Here is a 17,541-nt window from a genome sequence, read left to right on the forward strand (position 1 = left end):
CCCGCCCCCCCCCCCCCCCCCCCCCCCCCCCCCCCCCCCCGCCCCCCCCCCCCCCCCCCCCCCGCCGCCCGCCCCCCCCCCCGCCCCCCCCCCCCCCCCGACCGGTACCGGACAGACCCCGGCGGGGGCCGTGCGCGGGGCGCACCGGCGGCGCCCGGGAAAAGCGGTCGCGGCGCCCGCCCGGATACGGCACAGTGCGTCCATGGACGGCGGACGGGGACTGGACACGGACGGCGCGATCGCGCGCGAGGGCTCGCTCGCGCGGGTCGGGCCGGCCTTCGTGCCCGTGGTGGAGGCCGCCCGCGCCCGGATCGCCGGTGCGTTCGGCGACGCGCTGCACAGCGCCTACCTCTACGGAAGCGTCCCCCGGGGCACCGCGGTCCCCGGGACCTCCGACCTCGACCTGCAACTGGTGTTCCGCGACGCCGTGACCGGGGCGCAGCGGGAGGCGGCCAGGGGGATGGAGGCCGACCTCGACGCCGCCTTCGACGAGGTCGACGGGGTGGGCGTCCTGCTGGGGTCGGTCCGCGACGCGCTCAGCGAGCTCGAACGGCACGACTTCGGCTTCTTCGTCGCCTGCCTGTGCACGCCCCTGCTCGGCGAGGACCTCGCGGACCGGCTGCCGCGCTACCGCCCCACGTCCCTGCTGGCGCGCGAGACCAACGGGGACCTGCACCTGGTGCTGCCCCGCTGGCGGGAGCGCGCCGGACGGGCGGAGACCGCGGCCGAGCGGGCGAGGCTCGGACGCGGCGTCGGCCGCCGCCTGGTCCGCACCGGCTTCACCCTGGTGATGCCCCTCTGGGGCGGCTGGACCAGCGACCTCGACGAGTCCGCCGAGATCTTCGGCCGCTACCGTCCCGACCGCCTCGGGCAGATGCGGGCGGCGGTCGCGGAGGGCCGTGCCCCCACGGGCGACCCGGACGTGCTGGGGGAGCTGATCGAGGACCTGGGCCCCTGGCTCGCGGCCGAGTACCGGGCGGTCCACGGGGAGAAGGCGCCCCGCCCCTGAGCGGCGGGCGCCGGCGCGCCCCGCCCCCGGGACCGGCGCGGGGGCGTCACGGCGGAGGGGGCACGGCGTGCCGGCGCCCAAGGCGGGGAGCGCGCCGGCCCGGTGTTCCGCGGCCCGGCGGCGGGGCCGCGCGGACCCTCCGGCCCCGGGTGACACGTGACACGGCCCCCGCGCACGTCATCGGGTAGTGTCCGGACCCGTGAGCCATGTGACCGCGGCGGACGGAACCCGCATCTGGTACGACACCCTCGGTGAGGGAGACCCCCTCCTGCTCCTCAACGGGCAGTCCCTCGACCACGGGATGTGGGAGGGCGTCCGCGCCGGGCTGGCGGCCGGGCACCGGGTCGTACGGGTGGACTTCCGGGGCACCGGCGGCAGCGAAGCGCCCCTGGGCGAGCCCTACACCTTGGAGCTGTTCGCCGAGGACGCCCTGGCCGTCCTGGACGCCCTGGAGATCCCGAGGGCGCACGTCTACGGGTTCTCCATGGGCGGCAAGGTCGCCCAGGTCCTCGCGTCGGCTGCGCCGGACCGCGTCGGCGCGCTCGTCCTGGGCGCCACCGGCCCGGGCGGGGCCAACGAGGTGGAGCGCCCGGCTTCGGCCACCCTGGCGCTGCGCCGGGCCAACACCGCGGCCGGGCGGGACGCGATAGCCGGGCTGTTCTACTCGCCCGAATGGGCGTCCGCCCACCCCGACGCCGTCACCGGCATCCTCCCGCACGGCCCCCTGCGCGCCCAGCGCCTGCACTTCGGCGCGAGCACCGGCCACGACGGCTGGGACCTGCTGCCGGGCATCCAGGCGCCGACCCTCGTCGTGCACGGCGAGGACGACGAGCTGACCCCGGTCGGCAACGCCGCCCTCCTGGCCGGACGGATCCCCGGCGCGCGCCTGCTGGTGCTGCCGGGGATGCGCCACGGCTACCTGCACGAGGACGGGCCGAAGGCCGCCCGCGAGGTCCTCGACTTCCTGGCGGGCCACCCGCTGTAGACCGAACCCCCGGCGCCGCGGCTGCGCCCCCTCGCCGCCGGACGCTCCCGTCCACCGGCCGGGACCCGCGCCGCGGTGTCCGCCGCCGGTTTCGCGGGGCCCGGACCGGGTCCCGCCCCGACACCTCCCGCACCACCCCCCACGCCACCCGCACCCCCACCGACCCCAGGAGGACCATCCATGCCGGACGACGCCGGGAAGCCCTCGGAGACGGAACAGCTGAGAAGGCGCCTGACCCGGCTGGAGATCAGGGCGAAGGAGGCCTCCGCCGCGGAGCCCAGGGCGCGGACGGCCGCTGCGGGTTCCGCGGCCGGGGCCGTCGCCCTGTTCCTCTCGCTGTCCCTGCCCTGGGCCCGGGAGGAGGTCCCGTTCGCGTTCGACATCAGCGACGAGGGCGTCCCCAGCATGTACGGGGTCCGCGCGTCCGCCACGGGGTGGGACGTGCTGGCGGCGTCCTTCGAGGACGAGCGACTGCTCCTCGCCGCGGCCTTCACGGTCCTCCTCGTGCTCCTGGCGGTCGCGGTGTGCGCGGTCGTGACCTGGTCGAGGGTCCTCTTCGTGACGGTCCAGGTCCTCGCGGCGGCGGCCCCGCTGCTGTTCCTGTTCTCCTGGCCCAGGAACAACGGTGATCTGGCCGCGGGCCCGGGGCTGGCGGCGGCGGTGTTCGCCTGCGCGGTACTCGTGCTGTCCGCGCGCCTGGCCGCGCACAAGGACTCGCGCTCCCCCGACCGCTGAGGGGCCTCGCCCTGCTCGGGGGTGCTTCCCGCCGCCTCGGCGGCGGGGGAGGACGGTGCGGGCGGCCCCGGAGGCCGGCGAGGAGCCGGGCCGCGGACGCGGTGTCCGGGGCCCCGCCCGCACGGCGTGCTCCACGGGGTGCCCGTACAGGCGCTCCCTCGCGGGGTCGGGCCGTGCACACCGCGAACCCGGTGCGCCGGGCAGCCGTGCGCGGGGGCGTGCCGCATCGCGGAGACCCCGGCGGCGGGGCGCCCGGCGGTCGTCGAGGGCGCGGACGGCGCCCCGCGGCCCGACACGGGGGGTTCCGACGGCACGGGGCCTCCCGTCAGACGGGCGGGGGGAAGTCCGTGCGGAGCCGGTCCAGGACGCGCCGGTCGCGCTTGGTCGGGCGTCCGGCCCCCCGGTCCCGGCGGATGACCGGCAGGCTCGCCTCGGGCGGGGCCTCGGGGGTGTTGTCGGCGTAGCAGCGCACGGCGACCGGGGCGCTGACGCGCTTCTCGATGACGTGGCCGACCTCCACGATCCGCGTGGTCCCGTGCAGGCGGACCCGCACCTCGTCGCCGGGCTTGACCGGGGAGGCCGGCTTGGCCGGGCGGTCGTTGACGCGCACGTGGCCGCCCCGGCAGGCCTGTGCCGCGTCGGCGCGGGTCTTGACCAGGCGTACGGCCCACAGCCAGCGGTCGACCCGGGTGCTGTCCGGTCCGGGCGGCAGGGGGGCCGGTGACTCGTTCACGCCGGGTCCTCTCGGGGTGGTGCGGGTGGTGGGGTGGATGTCAGCCACTCTAGGCGGACGCCGGTACGAAGTACTCCGAAACAGCGCTAGAGTTGTACCAGCAACGAGGTCCTGTGGAGCAGTTAGGAGTGCTCGCCACCCTGTCAAGGTGGAGGCCGCGGGTTCAAATCCCGTCAGGACCGCATGAGAAGGCCCGGTGTCCCAGGACGCCGGGCCTTCTGCGTTGCGGGGGTCCTGTCCGCGGCGCCGGGCGTCCCGGGCCCCCGGGGCCGCGACCGGGCCCCGGGGGGCCGGCCGGGGCGCGCCGCCCGCCGTGTTCCGCCGTGCTCGGAGAACATGGGGAGGCGCACGCGGAGTCGCGCGCGGCGGCCGGGGGCGGTGCGGATCCGTCCGCCGCACGGGGGTTGGGCATGGCGGAGGCCGGGGAGACCGGTGCGGGGCCGCAGGGCGGCCGCGACCGCGGCCGGGGCGCCGACGAAGCAGGACACGGAAGGGCAGGGGCACTGTGAGCTACCGGTACGCCGTCGAGCGGACCGACCACTCGGCTCTGGCGAGCGGGCAGGTGCTGCGGTCCGCGCCCGGTTTCCCGGGGTTCCCGGTGCGGCTGGCGAGCGAGCTGTTCCAGCGGGCGATGGTGCACACCAAGGAGGAGCGCGTGCGCCTCTGGGACCCCTGCTGCGGCAGCGGTTACCTGGTCACGGTCCTGGGCTTCCTGCACCGTGAACGGCTCACGCGCGTCCGCGCGGGCGACGTCGACCCGGACGCCGCCGCCCTGGCGGCCCGCAACCTCCGGCTGCTCTCCGCCGAGGGGCTGGCCGAGCGCGAGGAGGAGCTCCGGCGCTCCGCCCGCGACTTCGGGCGCCCGGAGTTCGTCGAGCGCGCCGAGGCCACCCGCGACCTCGCCGCCGGGCTGGCCGCCACGGGCGGCGACCTGCCGCACGAGGCGGTCGTCGAGGACGTGTTCTCCCTGGTGGACCCGGTGGGGGCCGACCTGGTGGTGACCGACGTGCCCTACGGCGAGATGACCTCCTGGGCGGGGGCCGTCCCGGCGGACGGGGACCCCGGGGCCCCGGGGCACGGAGGCGGCGCCGGGCACGCGCCGGCCGGCCGGCGCGAAGGCGGCGGGGCCGCCGGGGGTGGGGCGCCGCTGCGGGCGATGCTGGCCTCCCTGGGGCGGGTGCTGCCCGAGCACGCCGTCGTCGTGGTGACCGCCAGGACGAGGCGGGTCGCCCTGCCGGAGGGCGTCAGGGCCCTGGAGCGCGTGAAGGTGGGCAACCGCGCCGCCGCCCTCGTCCGCGCCCGGGACATCGCCCCCTGACGGCTCCGGCGGGCCCCGCCCGCCGCCGTACGCCGGCCGCGGCCCCTCGGCCCCGTCCGTGGACCTGAGGCGCCCCCTCCGGCCGCCGCCCCTCCGGGCGGCGTCGCGGCGGGGACGGGAACCCGGGCCCGCCGCCGGGACCGTTCGCGCGGCCCGCACCCCGGGCTTCCCCGCCCCGGCTCAGCCGGACGCGCCGCGGAAGGCCCGCGAGGTGTACAGGGCCACCGCCAGCGAGACCGCCGCCAGCAGCACGAAGCCCAGCGTGTAGGCGCCCGTGGCCTGGTAGACGACCCCCATCAGCAGCGGCGGGAAGTAGCCGCCCAGACCCCCGGCCGCCCCCACGAGCCCGGTCACGGTACCGACCCTGGACGGGTCGACCAGCTTCGCGACCAGCGCGAACACGGCGCCCGTGCCCAGGCCCAGCGACAGCGCGATCAGTACGAAGGCCGCACCCGCCGGGAACTCCGCGGGCGGGTGCAGGGCCAGCACGATCGCGAACGCGCACGTGCCGAGGAACGACGCCAGGCACACCTTCACCGGGCCGAACCGGTCCGACAGGATGCCGCCGACCGGCCGGGCGATCACGGCTGCGACCGCGAAACCGGCGGTGCGCACACCGGCGGCGGTCTGCGCGTAGTCGTACGCCATCGTCAGCAGGGTCGGCAGATAGGTGGAGAAGGCCACGAACCCGCCGAAGGCGACCGCGTACAGCAGGGACGCCTGCCACGTCGCCTTGAGTTTGAGCGCGGCGCGCATCCCCGGCAGGGCCGGCTCCGTGCGGGGTTTCCACTCGGGGGAGTTCCGGCTGAACACCCACATCACCGCGCCCATGGCCGCCAGGGCCGCGCACATCAGCAGGTGGGTGGTGAGCACCCCCGTCGCCTCGACGAGCAGGGGGGTGAGGAACGACGACAGGGCGGTGCCGCCCATGCCCGCCCCGAACACGCCCGTGGCGAAACCGCGCCGCCCGGCCCTGTACCAGGCGTTCACGAACGGGATCCCGACGGCGAACGACGTGCCCGCGATCCCCAGGAAGAAGCCCCAGACCAGCAGCATCGCGTAGGACCCCGACGACACGCCCACGAGGAAGGTCGGGACGATGCTCACGAAGCAGATGACCGTGAACATCAGCCGCCCGCCGTAGCGGTCGGTCAGCGAGCCGACCGGGATGCGTCCCAGGGAGCCCACGAGCACCGGGAACGCCACGAGGAGCGAGGTCTGCGAGGGAGACAGGTCCAGCTCCTGCGTGTAGGTCCGCGACAGCGGTCCGACGAGGTTCCAGGCCCAGAAGGTCAGCGCGAACGCCGCCGTGGCCAGGGCGAGGTTGGCGCCCGCCGTTCCCGAGCGGGTGTCCCGCTCCCCGACTTCCGCTCCCATGGCGGTCCCCCACGTCCTGTCGATCCGGCCGGCGGTGTCCCTTTCGGAGGTGATTGTCACCCCTTCCGGTGTGGGATACGTGACTTCCGCGCCGAAGGAGGCATATTCATTAACGGAATGTGATGGGCACCGGAGACCGGAACCGCGTGGAAATGCAATTCTCGGCAATGCGCAGTTAAACGAGGTGGCTCCCGTATGGCGGAAAACGGCAAAGGCGGAGGCGCGGGGGAGGCCCTTCTCCGTCTGGGTAACCACCTGAGCCGGGCGGAGCGGCTGGACGGCGTCCGGGCGCAGGTCAGACACGGTGGTCGAGAGGGCGACGTCTTCTACCGGGACCGCTGGAGCCACGACAGGGTCGTGCGTTCCACCCACGGCGTGAACTGCACCGGTTCGTGTTCGTGGGACGTGTACGTGAAGGACGGGATCATCACCTGGGAGACGCAGGCCACGGATTATCCCTCCGTCGGCCCGGACCGCCCCGAATACGAGCCGCGGGGCTGCCCCCGCGGCGCGGCCTTCTCCTGGTACACCTATTCTCCGACCCGCGTCCGCTACCCGTACGCGCGCGGCGTCCTCGTGGAGATGTACCGGGAGGCGCGCGGCCGCCTCGGCGACCCCGTGGCGGCCTGGGAGGAGATCACCGCCGACCCGGCCAGGCGCCGCCGCTACCAGCGGGCGCGCGGCAAGGGCGGCCTGGTGCGCGTCACGTGGGACGAGGCGCTGGAGATCGCCGCCGCCGCCCACGTGTCCACCATCAAGAGGTACGGTCCGGACCGCGTGGCCGGGTTCTCCCCGATCCCCGCGATGTCGATGGTCTCGCACGGGGTGGGCGCCCGCTTCGTGAACCTCCTCGGCGGCTCCATGCTGTCGTTCTACGACTGGTACGCCGACCTGCCGGTGGCCTCGCCCCAGGTGTTCGGCGACCAGACCGACGTCCCCGAGTCCGGCGACTGGTGGGATGCCGCCTACCTGGTGCTGTGGGGCTCCAACGTCCCGGTCACCCGCACCCCCGACGCGCACTGGATGGCCGAGGCCCGCTACCGCGGCCAGAAGGTCGTCGTGGTCTCCCCCGACTACAGCGACGCCACCAAGTTCGCGGACGAGTGGCTGGCCCCCCACCCGGGCACCGACGGGGCACTGGCCATGGCCATGGGCCACGTCGTCCTCAAGGAGCGGTTCGTCGACCGGACCACGCCCCGGTTCGAGGACTACGTCCGCCGGTACACCGACCTGCCGTTCGTGGTCTCGCTGGACCGCCGCGACGGCCGCCTGGTGCCCGGCAAGTTCCTCACCGCCGCCGACCTCGGACCCGGCGCGGGGGAGAACGCCGACTGGAAACCGGTGATCTGGGCGGAGGGGGAGGACGCGCCGGCCGCTCCCCACGGCACCATCGGCGACCGGTGGGGCGAGGAGGGCGCGGGCAGGTGGAACCTCGACCTGGAGGGCCGCACGCCCGCCCTCAGCTTCTACGAGGTGGGCGGCGAGGCGGCCGAGATCGCCCTGCCCCGCTTCGACACCCCCACCGGCGCCGCCGGGGTCGCCACCCGGGGCGTCCCGGTCCGCAGGGTGGGAGACCGCCTCGTCACCACGGTCTTCGACCTGCTCCTCGCCCAGTACGGGGTGTACCGCGACGGCCTGCCCGGCGTCTGGCCGACCGGCTACGACGACCCGGGCGAGTGCTGCACCCCCGCCTGGCAGGAGGCGGTCACGGGGGTGCCGGCCGACCGGGCGGTCCGCATCGCCCGCGAGTTCGCGGACACCGCCGAGGCCTCCGGGGGCCGGGCCATGATCATCCTCGGCGCGGGCACGAACCAGTGGTTCCACGGGGAGAACGCCTACCGCGCCTTCCTGTCCCTGCTCCTGCTCACCGGCTGCCAGGGGGTCAACGGCGGCGGCTGGGCGCACTACGTGGGCCAGGAGAAGTGCCGCACCGCCACCGGCTGGGCGGCCTACGCCTCCGGGGCGGACTGGTCGAGACCGCCGCGCTTCATGGCCGGGACGGCGTACTGGTACACCCACACCGACCAGTGGCGCTACGACACCTACCGCGCCGACGCCCTGGCCTCGCCGCTGGGGCCGGGGCGCGTGCGCGGCATGCACACCGCCGACCTGGTGGCCTCCTCGGCCCGGATGGGCTGGATGCCGTCCTACCCCACGTTCAACCGCAACCCGGTCGACCTGGGCCGCGAGGCCGACGAGCTCGGGCAGGACCCCGGCGAGTACGTCGCCGGCCAGCTGGCCGACGGCACCCTGCGCTTCGCCGCGGAGGACCCGGACGACCCGGCCAACTGGCCCAGGACGCTCACCGTCTGGCGGTCCAACCTGTTCGGCTCCTCCGCCAAGGGCAACGAGTACTTCCTCAAGCACCTGCTCGGCACCCACTCCAACCTCCGGGCGCGGCCCGCCGGGCCGGACGACCGGCCGCGCGACGTCAGCTGGCGCGAGGAGGCCCCGGAGGGCAAGCTCGACCTGCTGCTGTCGATGGACTTCCGCATGACCAGCACGACGCTGCTGTCCGACATCGTCCTGCCCGCCGCCACCTGGTACGAGAAGCACGACCTGTCCACCACGGACATGCACCCGTTCGTGCACGCGTTCAACCCGGCGATCGACCCGCCGTGGGAGACCCGCACGGACTTCGACGCCTTCCACGCGCTGGCGCGGGCCTTCAGCACCCTGGCCGCCGACCACCTGGGCGAGGTCACCGACCTGGTGGCGGTGCCCCACCAGCACGACACCCCCGGGGAGCTGGCCCAGCCGCACGGGGTCCCGGTGGACTGGAAGGCGGACGGCGAGCGGCCGGTCCCCGGCCGCACCATGCCCGCCGTCGTGGCCGTGCGCCGCAACTACTCGGCCGTCGCGCAGAAGATGGCGGCCCTGGGGCCCCTGACCGAGTCCAAGGGGCTGCCGGTCAAGGGCGTCTCCTTCACCCCCGACGAGGAGGTGGAGTGGCTGCGCGAACGCAACGGCGCCGTCCGCGGGGGCGTGGCCGACGGGCGGCCCTCCCTCGACACCGACGTCAAGGCCTGCGAGGCGATCCTCGCCCTGTCGGGCACCAGCAACGGCCGCCTGGCGGCCCAGGGCTTCGAGCGCCTGGCGGCCCGCACCGGCACCGACATGGACGAGCTGGCGGCCCGCTCCGCCGAGCGCCGCGTGGTCTTCGACGACGCCCGCCGGGGCCCCACCCCGGTGGGCACCAGCCCCGAGTGGTCGGGCAAGGAGGCGGCCGACCGCCGCTACTCGCCGTTCACGATCAACGTCGAGCACGACAAGCCCTGGCACACCCTGACCGGGCGCCAGCACTTCTACCTGGACCACGACTGGATGCACGAGTTCGGCGAGGCGCTCCCGGTGTACCGCCCGCCGCTCGACATCAGCCGCCTGTTCGGCGAGCCCCGCATCGGCCCGAACGGGCGGCGCGAGGTCACCGTCCGCTACCTGACCCCGCACTCGAAGTGGTCCATCCACTCCGAGTACCAGGACAACCTGCTCATGCAGACCCTGTCGCGGGGCGGCCCGACCATCTGGATGAGCGTGGAGGACGCGGCGGTCATCGAGGCCGCCGACAACGACTGGGTGGAGGCGGTCAACCGCAACGGCGTGGTCGCCGCCCGCCTGGTGGTGTCGCACCGGATGCCCGTCGGCACCGTGTACATGCACCACGCCCAGGAGCGCACCATCGACGTCCCGAAGACGGAGACGACGGGGAGGCGCGGCGGCATCCACAACTCGCTCACCCGCCTGATGGTCAAGCCGACGCACCTCATCGGCGGCTACGCCCAGCTCTCCTACGCGTTCAACTACCTCGGCCCCACCGGAAACCAGCGCGACGAGATCACCGTCGTGCGCAAGCGGACCACGGAGGTGCGGTACTGATGGCACGCCGGAAGGACACGAGCCGCGGGCGGGGGACGGCGGCGGGCGCCGCCCGGGGGGAGCGGGCCGTCGGCCGGGTCATGGCCCAGGTCGCCATGGTGATGAACCTCGACAAGTGCATCGGCTGCCACACCTGCTCGGTCACGTGCAAGCAGGCGTGGACCAACCGCAGCGGCGTCGAGTACGCCTGGTTCAACAACGTCGAGACGCGCCCCGGCCAGGGCTACCCGCGCACCTACCAGGACCAGGACAGGTGGAAGGGCGGCTGGGTCCGCAACGCCAAGGGCCACCTGGTGCCGCGCGCCGGAGGGCGCATCAAGCGGCTGGCGACGATCTTCGCGAACCCCGTGATGCCGTCGATCCAGGACTACTACGAGCCGTGGACGTACGACTACGACACCCTCCTCAACGCGCCCCTGGGGGACGACTTCCCGGTGGCCTCGCCCCGCTCCGCGCTCACCGGCGAGCCGATGCAGGTCACCTGGAGCGCCAACTGGGACGACGACCTCGGGGGCGGGCCGGAGCTGGCCCGGCAGGACCCGATCGTGCGCAAGCTCGGCGACAGGGTGAGGTTCTCCTTCGAGGAGACCTTCATGTTCTACCTGCCGCGCATCTGCGAGCACTGCCTCAACCCGTCGTGCGTGGCCTCCTGCCCGAGCGGGGCCCTGTACAAGCGGGTCGAGGACGGCATCGTGCTCGTCGACCAGGACCGCTGCCGGGGCTGGCGCATGTGCGTCACCGGCTGCCCGTACAAGAAGATCTACTTCAACCACAAGACCGGCAAGGCCGAGAAGTGCACGTTCTGCTATCCGCGCGTGGAGGTGGGCATGCCCACCATCTGCTCGGAGACGTGCGTGGGCAGGCTCCGCTACCTCGGCGTCGTCCTCTACGACGCGGACCGGGTGGGCGAGGCGGCGGCCGTCGAGGACGAGAAGGAGCTGTACCGCGCCCAGCTGGACGTGTTCCTCGACCCCGCGGACCCGGCGGTGCGCGCCGCCGCGCGCAGGGACGGCATCCCCGACCGCTGGGTGGAGTCCGCCGCCCGCTCACCGGTGTACGCGCTGGCCAAGCGCTTCCGGGTGGCGCTGCCGCTGCACCCCGAGTACCGGACGATGCCGATGGTCTGGTACGTCCCGCCGCTGTCGCCCGTGGTGGACTCCCTCACCTCCACCGGGCACGACGGGGAGGACGCCGACAACCTGTTCGGCGCCATCGACACCCTGCGCATCCCGGTCGAGTACCTGGCCGAGCTGTTCACGGCGGGGGACACCGGGCCCGTCGACCTGGTCCTGCGCCGCCTCGCCGCCATGCGCTCCCACATGCGCCGGATCAACCTCGGGCAGGAGCGCGACGAGGGCATCGCCGAGGCCGTCGGCATGACCGGCGACGAGATCGAGGACATGTACCGGCTCCTCGCCCTCGCCAAGTACGACGACCGCTACGTCGTCCCCACCGCCTACGGGGTGGACGAGGCCGACCGCGGGGTCATCGACGAGGTCGGGTGCGGCCTCGACTTCGAGGGAGGGCCCGGGATGGGCGGCATGGGGGGCGTCCCGTTCGGCGAGGCGTCCGGACGGCCGGACGCCGCGTCCGTGGAGACCTTCCACGCCCTGCGGGACCGCCAGACCGGCGGGTCCGCGCAGGGGGAGGGGCGGGTCCCCGCGGAGGGGCGCGTCAACCTCCTCAACTGGGACGGCAACGGCCGTCCCGACGGACTCTTCCCGCCCCGGCCGGGCGGGGACGGCAGCGGCACCGACGGCGGTGGCGGGGGCGGGGCCTCCGCGCCGCGTGAGGGGGGTCAGTCATGAGCACCACCACCGACGGGGCGGACGGGCACACGGGCGGCGCGGCCGGGGAGGGGGCGGGCGCCCCCGCGGCCCCGGCGCGGCGGGGGCCGGGCTGGCTCGGCGCGGGCCGGTCCGCCCGCCGCTCCCACCGGATCGCGGTCACCCACCAGGCCGCGTCCGTGCTCCTGTCCTATCCGGACCAGGTCTTCTTCGAGCGCCTGCCGCTGGTCGCGCGCGCGGTCGCGGAGCTGCCCAGGGGCACCGTGCGCACCGAGCTCCAGGAGTTCTGCGAACACGCCGCCAGCACACCCGAGCTGGAACTGTGCCGGCACTACGTCGACGTGTTCGACCTGCGCCGGCGCCGGGCCCTGCACCTGACCTACTACACCGACGGCGACACCCGGCGGCGCGGGCACGCGCTCGCCGAGATCAAGCGGGTCTACGCGGAGTCGGGGTGGTCGGTGACCGCGGGGGAGCTGCCCGACCACCTGGCGGTCGTCCTGGAGTTCGCGGCCAGGGGGGACGCCGCCAGGGGCGGGGCGCTGCTGCTGCGCTTCCGCCCCTGCCTGGACCTGCTGTGGGAGGCGCTGCGCGCCCACGGGACCCCGTACGCGCGGGTCGTCGACGCCGTCCGCATGACCCTGCCCCCGCAGCGGCGGGACGACCGGGAGGCGGTGCGGCGGCTCGCCGCCGAGGGGCCCCCGGCGGAGGACGTGGGCCTGGAGCCGTACGGTGTCCGGGTCCCGCTGCCGGTGACCGACGTCTCCGGCCGGATCGGCGGGGGGCCGGCGGGGAACGTCCCGCCGACGCCGGGCGTGCCCGCGCCGCGCGCGCCGGGGTCCGCCTGCGGCTGCGGTGACGGGGGACAGGCGTGAACGGCTTCGGGCCGCTCGACCTGGCCCTGTGGGGCATCCTGCCCTACATGGTGCTCGTGACCGTGGTGGGCGGGCTGGTCTGGCGGTACCGGTACGACCGGTTCGGCTGGACCACCCGCTCGTCCGAGCTGTACGAGTCGCGGCTGCTGCGCATCGGCAGCCCGCTGTTCCACGTCGGCCTGCTCTTCGTCGTCCTCGGCCACGTGGTGGGGCTCCTGGTGCCCGAGGGGTGGACCCGGGCGCTCGGCGTGTCCGACGCCCTCTACCACGTCACCGCGCTGAGCCTGGGCCTGGTCGCGGGGGTGTGCACGCTCGGCGGGATCACCCTGCTGATCTGGCGGCGGCGCACCACGGGCCCGGTCTTCAGCGCCACCACCCGCAACGACAAGCTCATGTACCTCGTGCTGGTCCTGGCCCTCCTCACCGGGCTGGGCATGACCGCGTACTTCGCCGGGGTCGAGCTGGCGGGCGGGCACACCCAGGACTACAGGCGGACGGTGTCCCCGTGGTTCCGCTCGATCTGGATCCTGCGGCCCGACGTCGCGGCGATGGCCGCCGCCGAGGCCCCGTACAAGCTGCACGCGCTGATGGGCCTGGCGCTGTTCGCGCTGCTGCCGTTCACGCGGCTGGTGCACGCGTTCAGCGCGCCGGTCGGCTACCTGTTCCGCCCCTACGTCGTCTACCGCACGCGGGACCGGCACCCGGCCGGCGCCGGCCGGTCCGAGCGGTCCACGCGCCGGGGCTGGTGAGCCCCGCACGGCCGAGGACCGGACCCGGTCCGCAGGTCCGGCCGTGCACGCCACGCACCAAGGAGAGAAGGAGAGAGTCCGTGGAGCTGTTCCCAGCCATCCCGCTCGACTCGTGGTACGACACCAAGCAGACCCTGCACCGCTTCGAGCAGGTCGTCGGCAAGATCCGACTGCAGCACAGCCCGCGCCGCAACCACTGGTGGAACGTACCCTTCCACGTCACGGGGCGCGGCATCACCACCCGCCCCATGGGTCTCGTGGACGGCAACCCCGTCTTCACCGTCGACTTCGACTTCGTCGGGCACCGGCTGGTCGCGACGAACCTGGACGGGGAGACCGCGTCCTTCCCGCTCCAGGGGCACAGCGTGGCGTCGTTCTACCTCCGGCTCCAGTCGGCCCTGGACAGCCTCGGCGTGGACGGCAGTATCCCGCACGCGACCCCGTTCGACCTGCCCGACACCGGGCGGCCGTTCACGGAGGACCGCGAGCACGCCACCTACGTGCCCGAGCACGCCACCCGCTACTGGCAGGTGCTGAGCCAGGTCGACCTGGTCCTGGAGGAGTTCGCCGCCGGCTTCTCCGGCAAGACCAGCCCGGTGCACCACTTCTGGCACACGTTCGACATCGCCGTCACGCGCTTCTCCCCGCACCCCGTCCCCCAGCCCCGGGAGGCGGGGCGGCTGGTGCGCGAGGCGTACTCGCGGGAGGTGGTGAGCTTCGGCTTCTGGTTCGGCGACGACGACGTCCCGGAGCCCTGCTTCTACTCCTACACGTCGCCCGAACCGGACGGACTGACGGACCGAAGGCTCGACCCTCCCTCCGCGGAGTGGGTGAGCAGCGGCCAGGGGCACCTGGCACTGCTGCGCTACGCCGACGCGCGCAAGTCCCCGGACCCGCGCGCCACCGTCCTGGAGTTCCTGGAGAGCGCCTACCGGGCGGGCGCCGGGCTCGCCGGCTGGGACCTGGACGCGCTGGCCTGCCCCCGGGGGATCACCGACCCGTACCTCGCCGGCCGCTGAGACCCGCCCCGCGCCCCTGCCCGGGGCCGGGGCCGGGTTCTCCCGGAACCCCCGGCGCCCCGCGCCCGGTGGGCCGGGGCCCGGGGTGTGCGTGGTGGGTATGTGTGGGAACGTGGCCCTCGGGCCCACCCATCACGCGCACACGGCGTGCGCGGACGCAGGAGGCGGGGGAGTGTCATGGACCTGGCGGTCGTCGACGTGCCGGAGCGCTCGCGCTACGAGGTCAGCGCGGACGGGGAGGTGGTGGGCTTCTCCGCCTACCACCTGATCGACGAGGGCGTGTACGCCCTGCCCCACGTGGAGGTCGACCCGGCCTTCGAGGGCAGGGGAGTGGCCAGCGCCCTCATGCGTGAGTCCCTGGACGACATCCGCGAGCGCGGTCTGAAGGTCGTGCCGATCTGCCCCTTCGCGCGGACCTACATCGGGAAGAACCAGGGCTACGCGGACCTCGTCCACAAGGGCTGACGCAGGGCACGGGCAGTAACGGAATCATCACCATCGCGCCGGTGTGCGCTCCCGGCGGTGATTCGGTGCACTTCACGGGTAGGTGGGAGCGGTTGTCCCTTTCGGAGCGAAGGAGCCCCGTCCCCCGTGATATCCGCAGACGCAGCACAACCCCTCGACGCGCGCCTCACCGACGCCGTCGCCGCCTTCAACGACGAGTTCTTCTGGTCCTGGGTCCTGATCCCGCTGCTGGTGGCGGTCAGCCTGTACATCACGGTCAGGACCGGGGCCGTCCAGATCCGCATGCTTCCCGAGATGTTCCGGGTCCTGCGGAGCAGGCCCGAGATCGCCCCCGACGGCAAGAGGGCCGTCTCCTCGCTCCAGGCGTTCATGATCTCGGCGGCGGCCCGCATCGGCACGGGCAACATCATCGGGGTGTCCATCGCGATCTCCCTGGGCGGCCCCGGCGCCGTCTTCTGGATGTGGGCCATGGCAATCGTGGTGTGCGCCGCGAGCTTCGTGGAGTCCACGGTCGCCCAGCTCTACAAGGTCCGCGACCCGGCGGGGTACCGGGGCGGGCCCGCCTACTACATCGAGCGGGGCCTGGGCCAGAAGTGGGCGGGCGTCCTCTTCGCCCTCACGCTCATCGTGACGTTCCCGCTGGTCTTCAACGCGGTGCAGAGCAACACGATCACCAACACCATCGCGAACTCCGCCGAGGACCTGGGCAGCGGCACCGGGCTGTGGATGTCCGCGCTCATCGGCGTGCTGCTCGTCGTCCTCACCGCGCTGGTGATCTTCGGCGGGGTCCGCAGGATCGCCAACACCGCCCAGGCGCTCATCCCGTTCTTCGCCGCGCTCTACGTGCTGCTCGGCCTCGTCGTCATGGCGCTCAACTGGGAGGCCGTCCCGGGCATGGTCGCCCTCATCTTCCAGCACGCCTTCGGGGTCCGGGAGTTCGCGGCGGCGGGCCTGGGCGTCGTGATCATCCAGGGCGTGCGCCGGGGCATGTTCTCCAACGAGGCGGGCCTGGGTTCGGCCCCCGTCGCGGCGGCCAGCGCCGCGGTCTCCCACCCGGTCAAGCAGGGCCTGGTCCAGACCCTCGGGGTCTACCTGGACACCCTCGTCGTCTGCTCGGTCACGGCGTTCATCATCCTGCTCGGCAACCCGGGCACCGGTGACGGACAGCTGGAGGGCGACCTGACCCAGTTCGCGCTCCAGGCGGCGCTCGGTCCGTGGGCGCTGCACCTGATGACGCTGATCATCTTCCTGGTGGCGTTCACGTCGGTGCTCGGCAACTACTACTACGGCGAGTCCAACCTGGAGTACCTGACCACGAACGAGAGGGTCCTGTTCGGCTACAAGCTGGTCTTCCTGACGGCGACCTTCCTGGGCGCGCTCGGCTCGATCGACCTCATCTGGACGCTGGCGGACACCACCATGGGCCTGATGGCGCTGGTCAACCTCCTGGCGCTCGTGCCGCTCACGGCGGTCGCCGCACGCCTGCTCAAGGACTACGTCGGACAGCGGCGCGAGGGCATCGACCCGGTCTTCACCCGCGACCGGATGCCGGACCTGCGCGGAGTGGAGTGCTGGGGGCCCGAGGACGCTCTGCGGCCGGACGAGTCCGAGCGCTCGCCGGCGTGAGCCGGCGGCCGGGGGGCGGGCGCGGGGGCGGGCCCGTCCTTCGGCCACGCATACGGGGGCGTTTCTCCACGAATAACCAGAAAGTGTTCGATGGGGGGCATCTGTGTTCTTTCGGTCACGGCGAATAATCGCTAGTGTGCTGGATCACAGTTGTGGCGGCCAGTGTGTCTCGTCGAGGGAGTCCGATGTCCATCGTCTCAATCGAGCCCGCCACCGCCGAGCGGTGGGATGACCTGGAGAACCTTTTCGGACCGACCGGGGCGTACGGGCACTGTTGGTGCACGTTCTTCCGCCGGCGGGCCAAGGACCACACGGCGAGCACATCCTGTGAGCGCTCCATGCGCGGCGTGGACAACAAGGAGGAACTGCGCCGCCTGACCCTGGACGGCAAGGTGCCGGGCCTCCTCGCCTACGACGAGGACGGGCCGTGCGGCTGGGTGTCCGTGGCTCCGCGCGACGACTTCATCCGGCTCGCCCGGTCGCGCTCCCTGCGCCCCGCCGACCCCACGGAGCAGGGGGTCTGGGCGCTGGTCTGCTTCTGGCTGCCGCCCCGCCGGCGCCGGCGGGGCCTGGGCAGCCGCCTGCTGGACGGGGCGGTCGAGTACGCCCGCGCCGGCGGCGCGCGCGTCCTGGAGGCCTACCCGGTGGACACGGTGGGCGGCCGGGCCCCCAGCGCCGAGGTCTACACGGGGACGGTGGAGATGTTCCAGCGGGCCGGTTTCACGCTGAGCGGCCACCACCTCAGCGAGCGCGTGGTCGCCCGGCTGGAGCTGAAGCCCGAGTAGCCCCCGCCCGTTCCCGGACCGTCCGGAGGGGAACGGGGGGAGGGTATCCGGGCATGCGTCCCGAAGTACGTGTTTCCTCCGCCCCGCGGGGCGGAGGATCCGGGGCCCCCCCCCGCCCCCCGGGGGGGCCCCCCCCGCGGGGGGGGGGGGGCCCGCCGCGCGGCGGTCAACCCCCGGGGCCCCGGGGGCCCCTGGGAGTAGG

Annotated in this window: 14 protein-coding genes and 1 tRNA gene; 13 read left to right on the forward strand and 2 right to left on the reverse strand. The window is 74.1% G+C overall.

Annotation, left to right across the window (positions count from 1 at the left end; genetic code table 11):
• Positions 1 to 202: 202 nt before the first annotated feature.
• The 3 genes from ACIRPH_RS20745 to ACIRPH_RS20755 all read left to right on the forward strand — a co-directional run bounded on the left by ACIRPH_RS20745 (position 203) and on the right by ACIRPH_RS20755 (position 2,729).
• Positions 203 to 1,009: a nucleotidyltransferase gene (locus tag ACIRPH_RS20745; RefSeq protein WP_402916669.1), complete on the forward strand. Its 807-nt coding sequence runs from the start codon at positions 203 to 205 to the stop codon at positions 1,007 to 1,009.
• A 187-nt stretch (positions 1,010 to 1,196) separates the two neighbouring features.
• Positions 1,197 to 1,994 (forward strand): alpha/beta fold hydrolase, encoded by a 798-nt coding sequence (locus ACIRPH_RS20750; RefSeq protein ID WP_402916671.1) that lies wholly within the window; start codon positions 1,197 to 1,199, stop codon positions 1,992 to 1,994.
• Between the two features lie 180 nt (positions 1,995 to 2,174).
• On the forward strand, positions 2,175 to 2,729 hold the full coding sequence (locus tag ACIRPH_RS20755; RefSeq protein WP_402916673.1) for a hypothetical protein: 555 nt from the start codon (positions 2,175 to 2,177) through the stop codon (positions 2,727 to 2,729).
• 325 nt (positions 2,730 to 3,054) lie between these two features.
• Here the strand turns inward: ACIRPH_RS20755 and ACIRPH_RS20760 are convergent, their stop codons facing one another.
• Entirely contained in the window at positions 3,055 to 3,462 is a 408-nt protein-coding gene (locus ACIRPH_RS20760) for an RNA-binding S4 domain-containing protein (protein WP_402916675.1), read from the reverse strand.
• 107 nt (positions 3,463 to 3,569) lie between these two features.
• Here ACIRPH_RS20760 and ACIRPH_RS20765 point away from each other — a divergent pair.
• Together ACIRPH_RS20765 and ACIRPH_RS20770 are read left to right on the forward strand one after the other, a co-directional pair.
• Positions 3,570 to 3,644 (forward strand) — tRNA-Asp (locus ACIRPH_RS20765).
• Between the two features lie 323 nt (positions 3,645 to 3,967).
• The gene (locus ACIRPH_RS20770) at positions 3,968 to 4,780 is read left to right on the forward strand and encodes an rRNA methyltransferase (protein ID WP_402916677.1); all 813 of its coding nucleotides are present in this window, start codon (positions 3,968 to 3,970) and stop codon (positions 4,778 to 4,780) included.
• A gap of 180 nt (positions 4,781 to 4,960) precedes the next feature.
• Here the strand turns inward: ACIRPH_RS20770 and ACIRPH_RS20775 are convergent, their stop codons facing one another.
• Positions 4,961 to 6,157: a nitrate/nitrite transporter gene (locus ACIRPH_RS20775; RefSeq protein ID WP_402916679.1), complete on the reverse strand. Its 1,197-nt coding sequence runs from the start codon at positions 6,155 to 6,157 to the stop codon at positions 4,961 to 4,963.
• A 195-nt stretch (positions 6,158 to 6,352) separates the two neighbouring features.
• On the opposite strand from ACIRPH_RS20775, the gene ACIRPH_RS20780 reads away from it, so the two are divergent.
• The 8 genes from ACIRPH_RS20780 (at position 6,353) to ACIRPH_RS20815 (ending at position 17,339) form a co-directional block, all read left to right on the forward strand.
• On the forward strand, positions 6,353 to 10,033 hold the full coding sequence (locus tag ACIRPH_RS20780) for a nitrate reductase subunit alpha (RefSeq protein WP_402916681.1): 3,681 nt from the start codon (positions 6,353 to 6,355) through the stop codon (positions 10,031 to 10,033).
• An 80-nt stretch (positions 10,034 to 10,113) separates the two neighbouring features.
• Positions 10,114 to 11,841, forward strand: a complete 1,728-nt coding sequence (narH, locus tag ACIRPH_RS20785) for a nitrate reductase subunit beta (protein ID WP_402916925.1) — start codon at positions 10,114 to 10,116, stop codon at positions 11,839 to 11,841.
• Positions 11,838 to 12,695 (forward strand): nitrate reductase molybdenum cofactor assembly chaperone, encoded by an 858-nt coding sequence (gene narJ / locus ACIRPH_RS20790; protein ID WP_402916682.1) that lies wholly within the window; start codon positions 11,838 to 11,840, stop codon positions 12,693 to 12,695. Before narH ends, narJ begins: the two co-directional genes overlap by 4 nt.
• Positions 12,692 to 13,444 (forward strand): respiratory nitrate reductase subunit gamma, encoded by a 753-nt coding sequence (narI, locus tag ACIRPH_RS20795; RefSeq protein WP_402916684.1) that lies wholly within the window; start codon positions 12,692 to 12,694, stop codon positions 13,442 to 13,444. Before narJ ends, narI begins: the two co-directional genes overlap by 4 nt.
• 80 nt (positions 13,445 to 13,524) lie before the next feature.
• Positions 13,525 to 14,463, forward strand: coding sequence for a DUF5996 family protein (locus ACIRPH_RS20800; RefSeq protein ID WP_402916686.1), 939 nt, complete (start codon positions 13,525 to 13,527; stop codon positions 14,461 to 14,463).
• 177 nt (positions 14,464 to 14,640) lie between these two features.
• Positions 14,641 to 14,928, forward strand: a complete 288-nt coding sequence (locus ACIRPH_RS20805; RefSeq protein ID WP_402916688.1) for a GNAT family N-acetyltransferase — start codon at positions 14,641 to 14,643, stop codon at positions 14,926 to 14,928.
• Positions 14,929 to 15,054: 126 nt separating this feature from the next.
• Positions 15,055 to 16,554 (forward strand): alanine/glycine:cation symporter family protein, encoded by a 1,500-nt coding sequence (locus ACIRPH_RS20810; RefSeq protein ID WP_402916690.1) that lies wholly within the window; start codon positions 15,055 to 15,057, stop codon positions 16,552 to 16,554.
• 185 nt (positions 16,555 to 16,739) lie between these two features.
• Positions 16,740 to 17,339 (forward strand): GNAT family N-acetyltransferase, encoded by a 600-nt coding sequence (locus ACIRPH_RS20815; protein WP_402916692.1) that lies wholly within the window; start codon positions 16,740 to 16,742, stop codon positions 17,337 to 17,339.
• Positions 17,340 to 17,541: the final 202 nt, after the last annotated feature.

This window comes from Nocardiopsis sp. NPDC101807 (genome assembly GCF_044766605.1).
Classification (GTDB): Bacteria; Actinomycetota; Actinomycetes; order Streptosporangiales; family Streptosporangiaceae; genus Nocardiopsis; species Nocardiopsis tropica.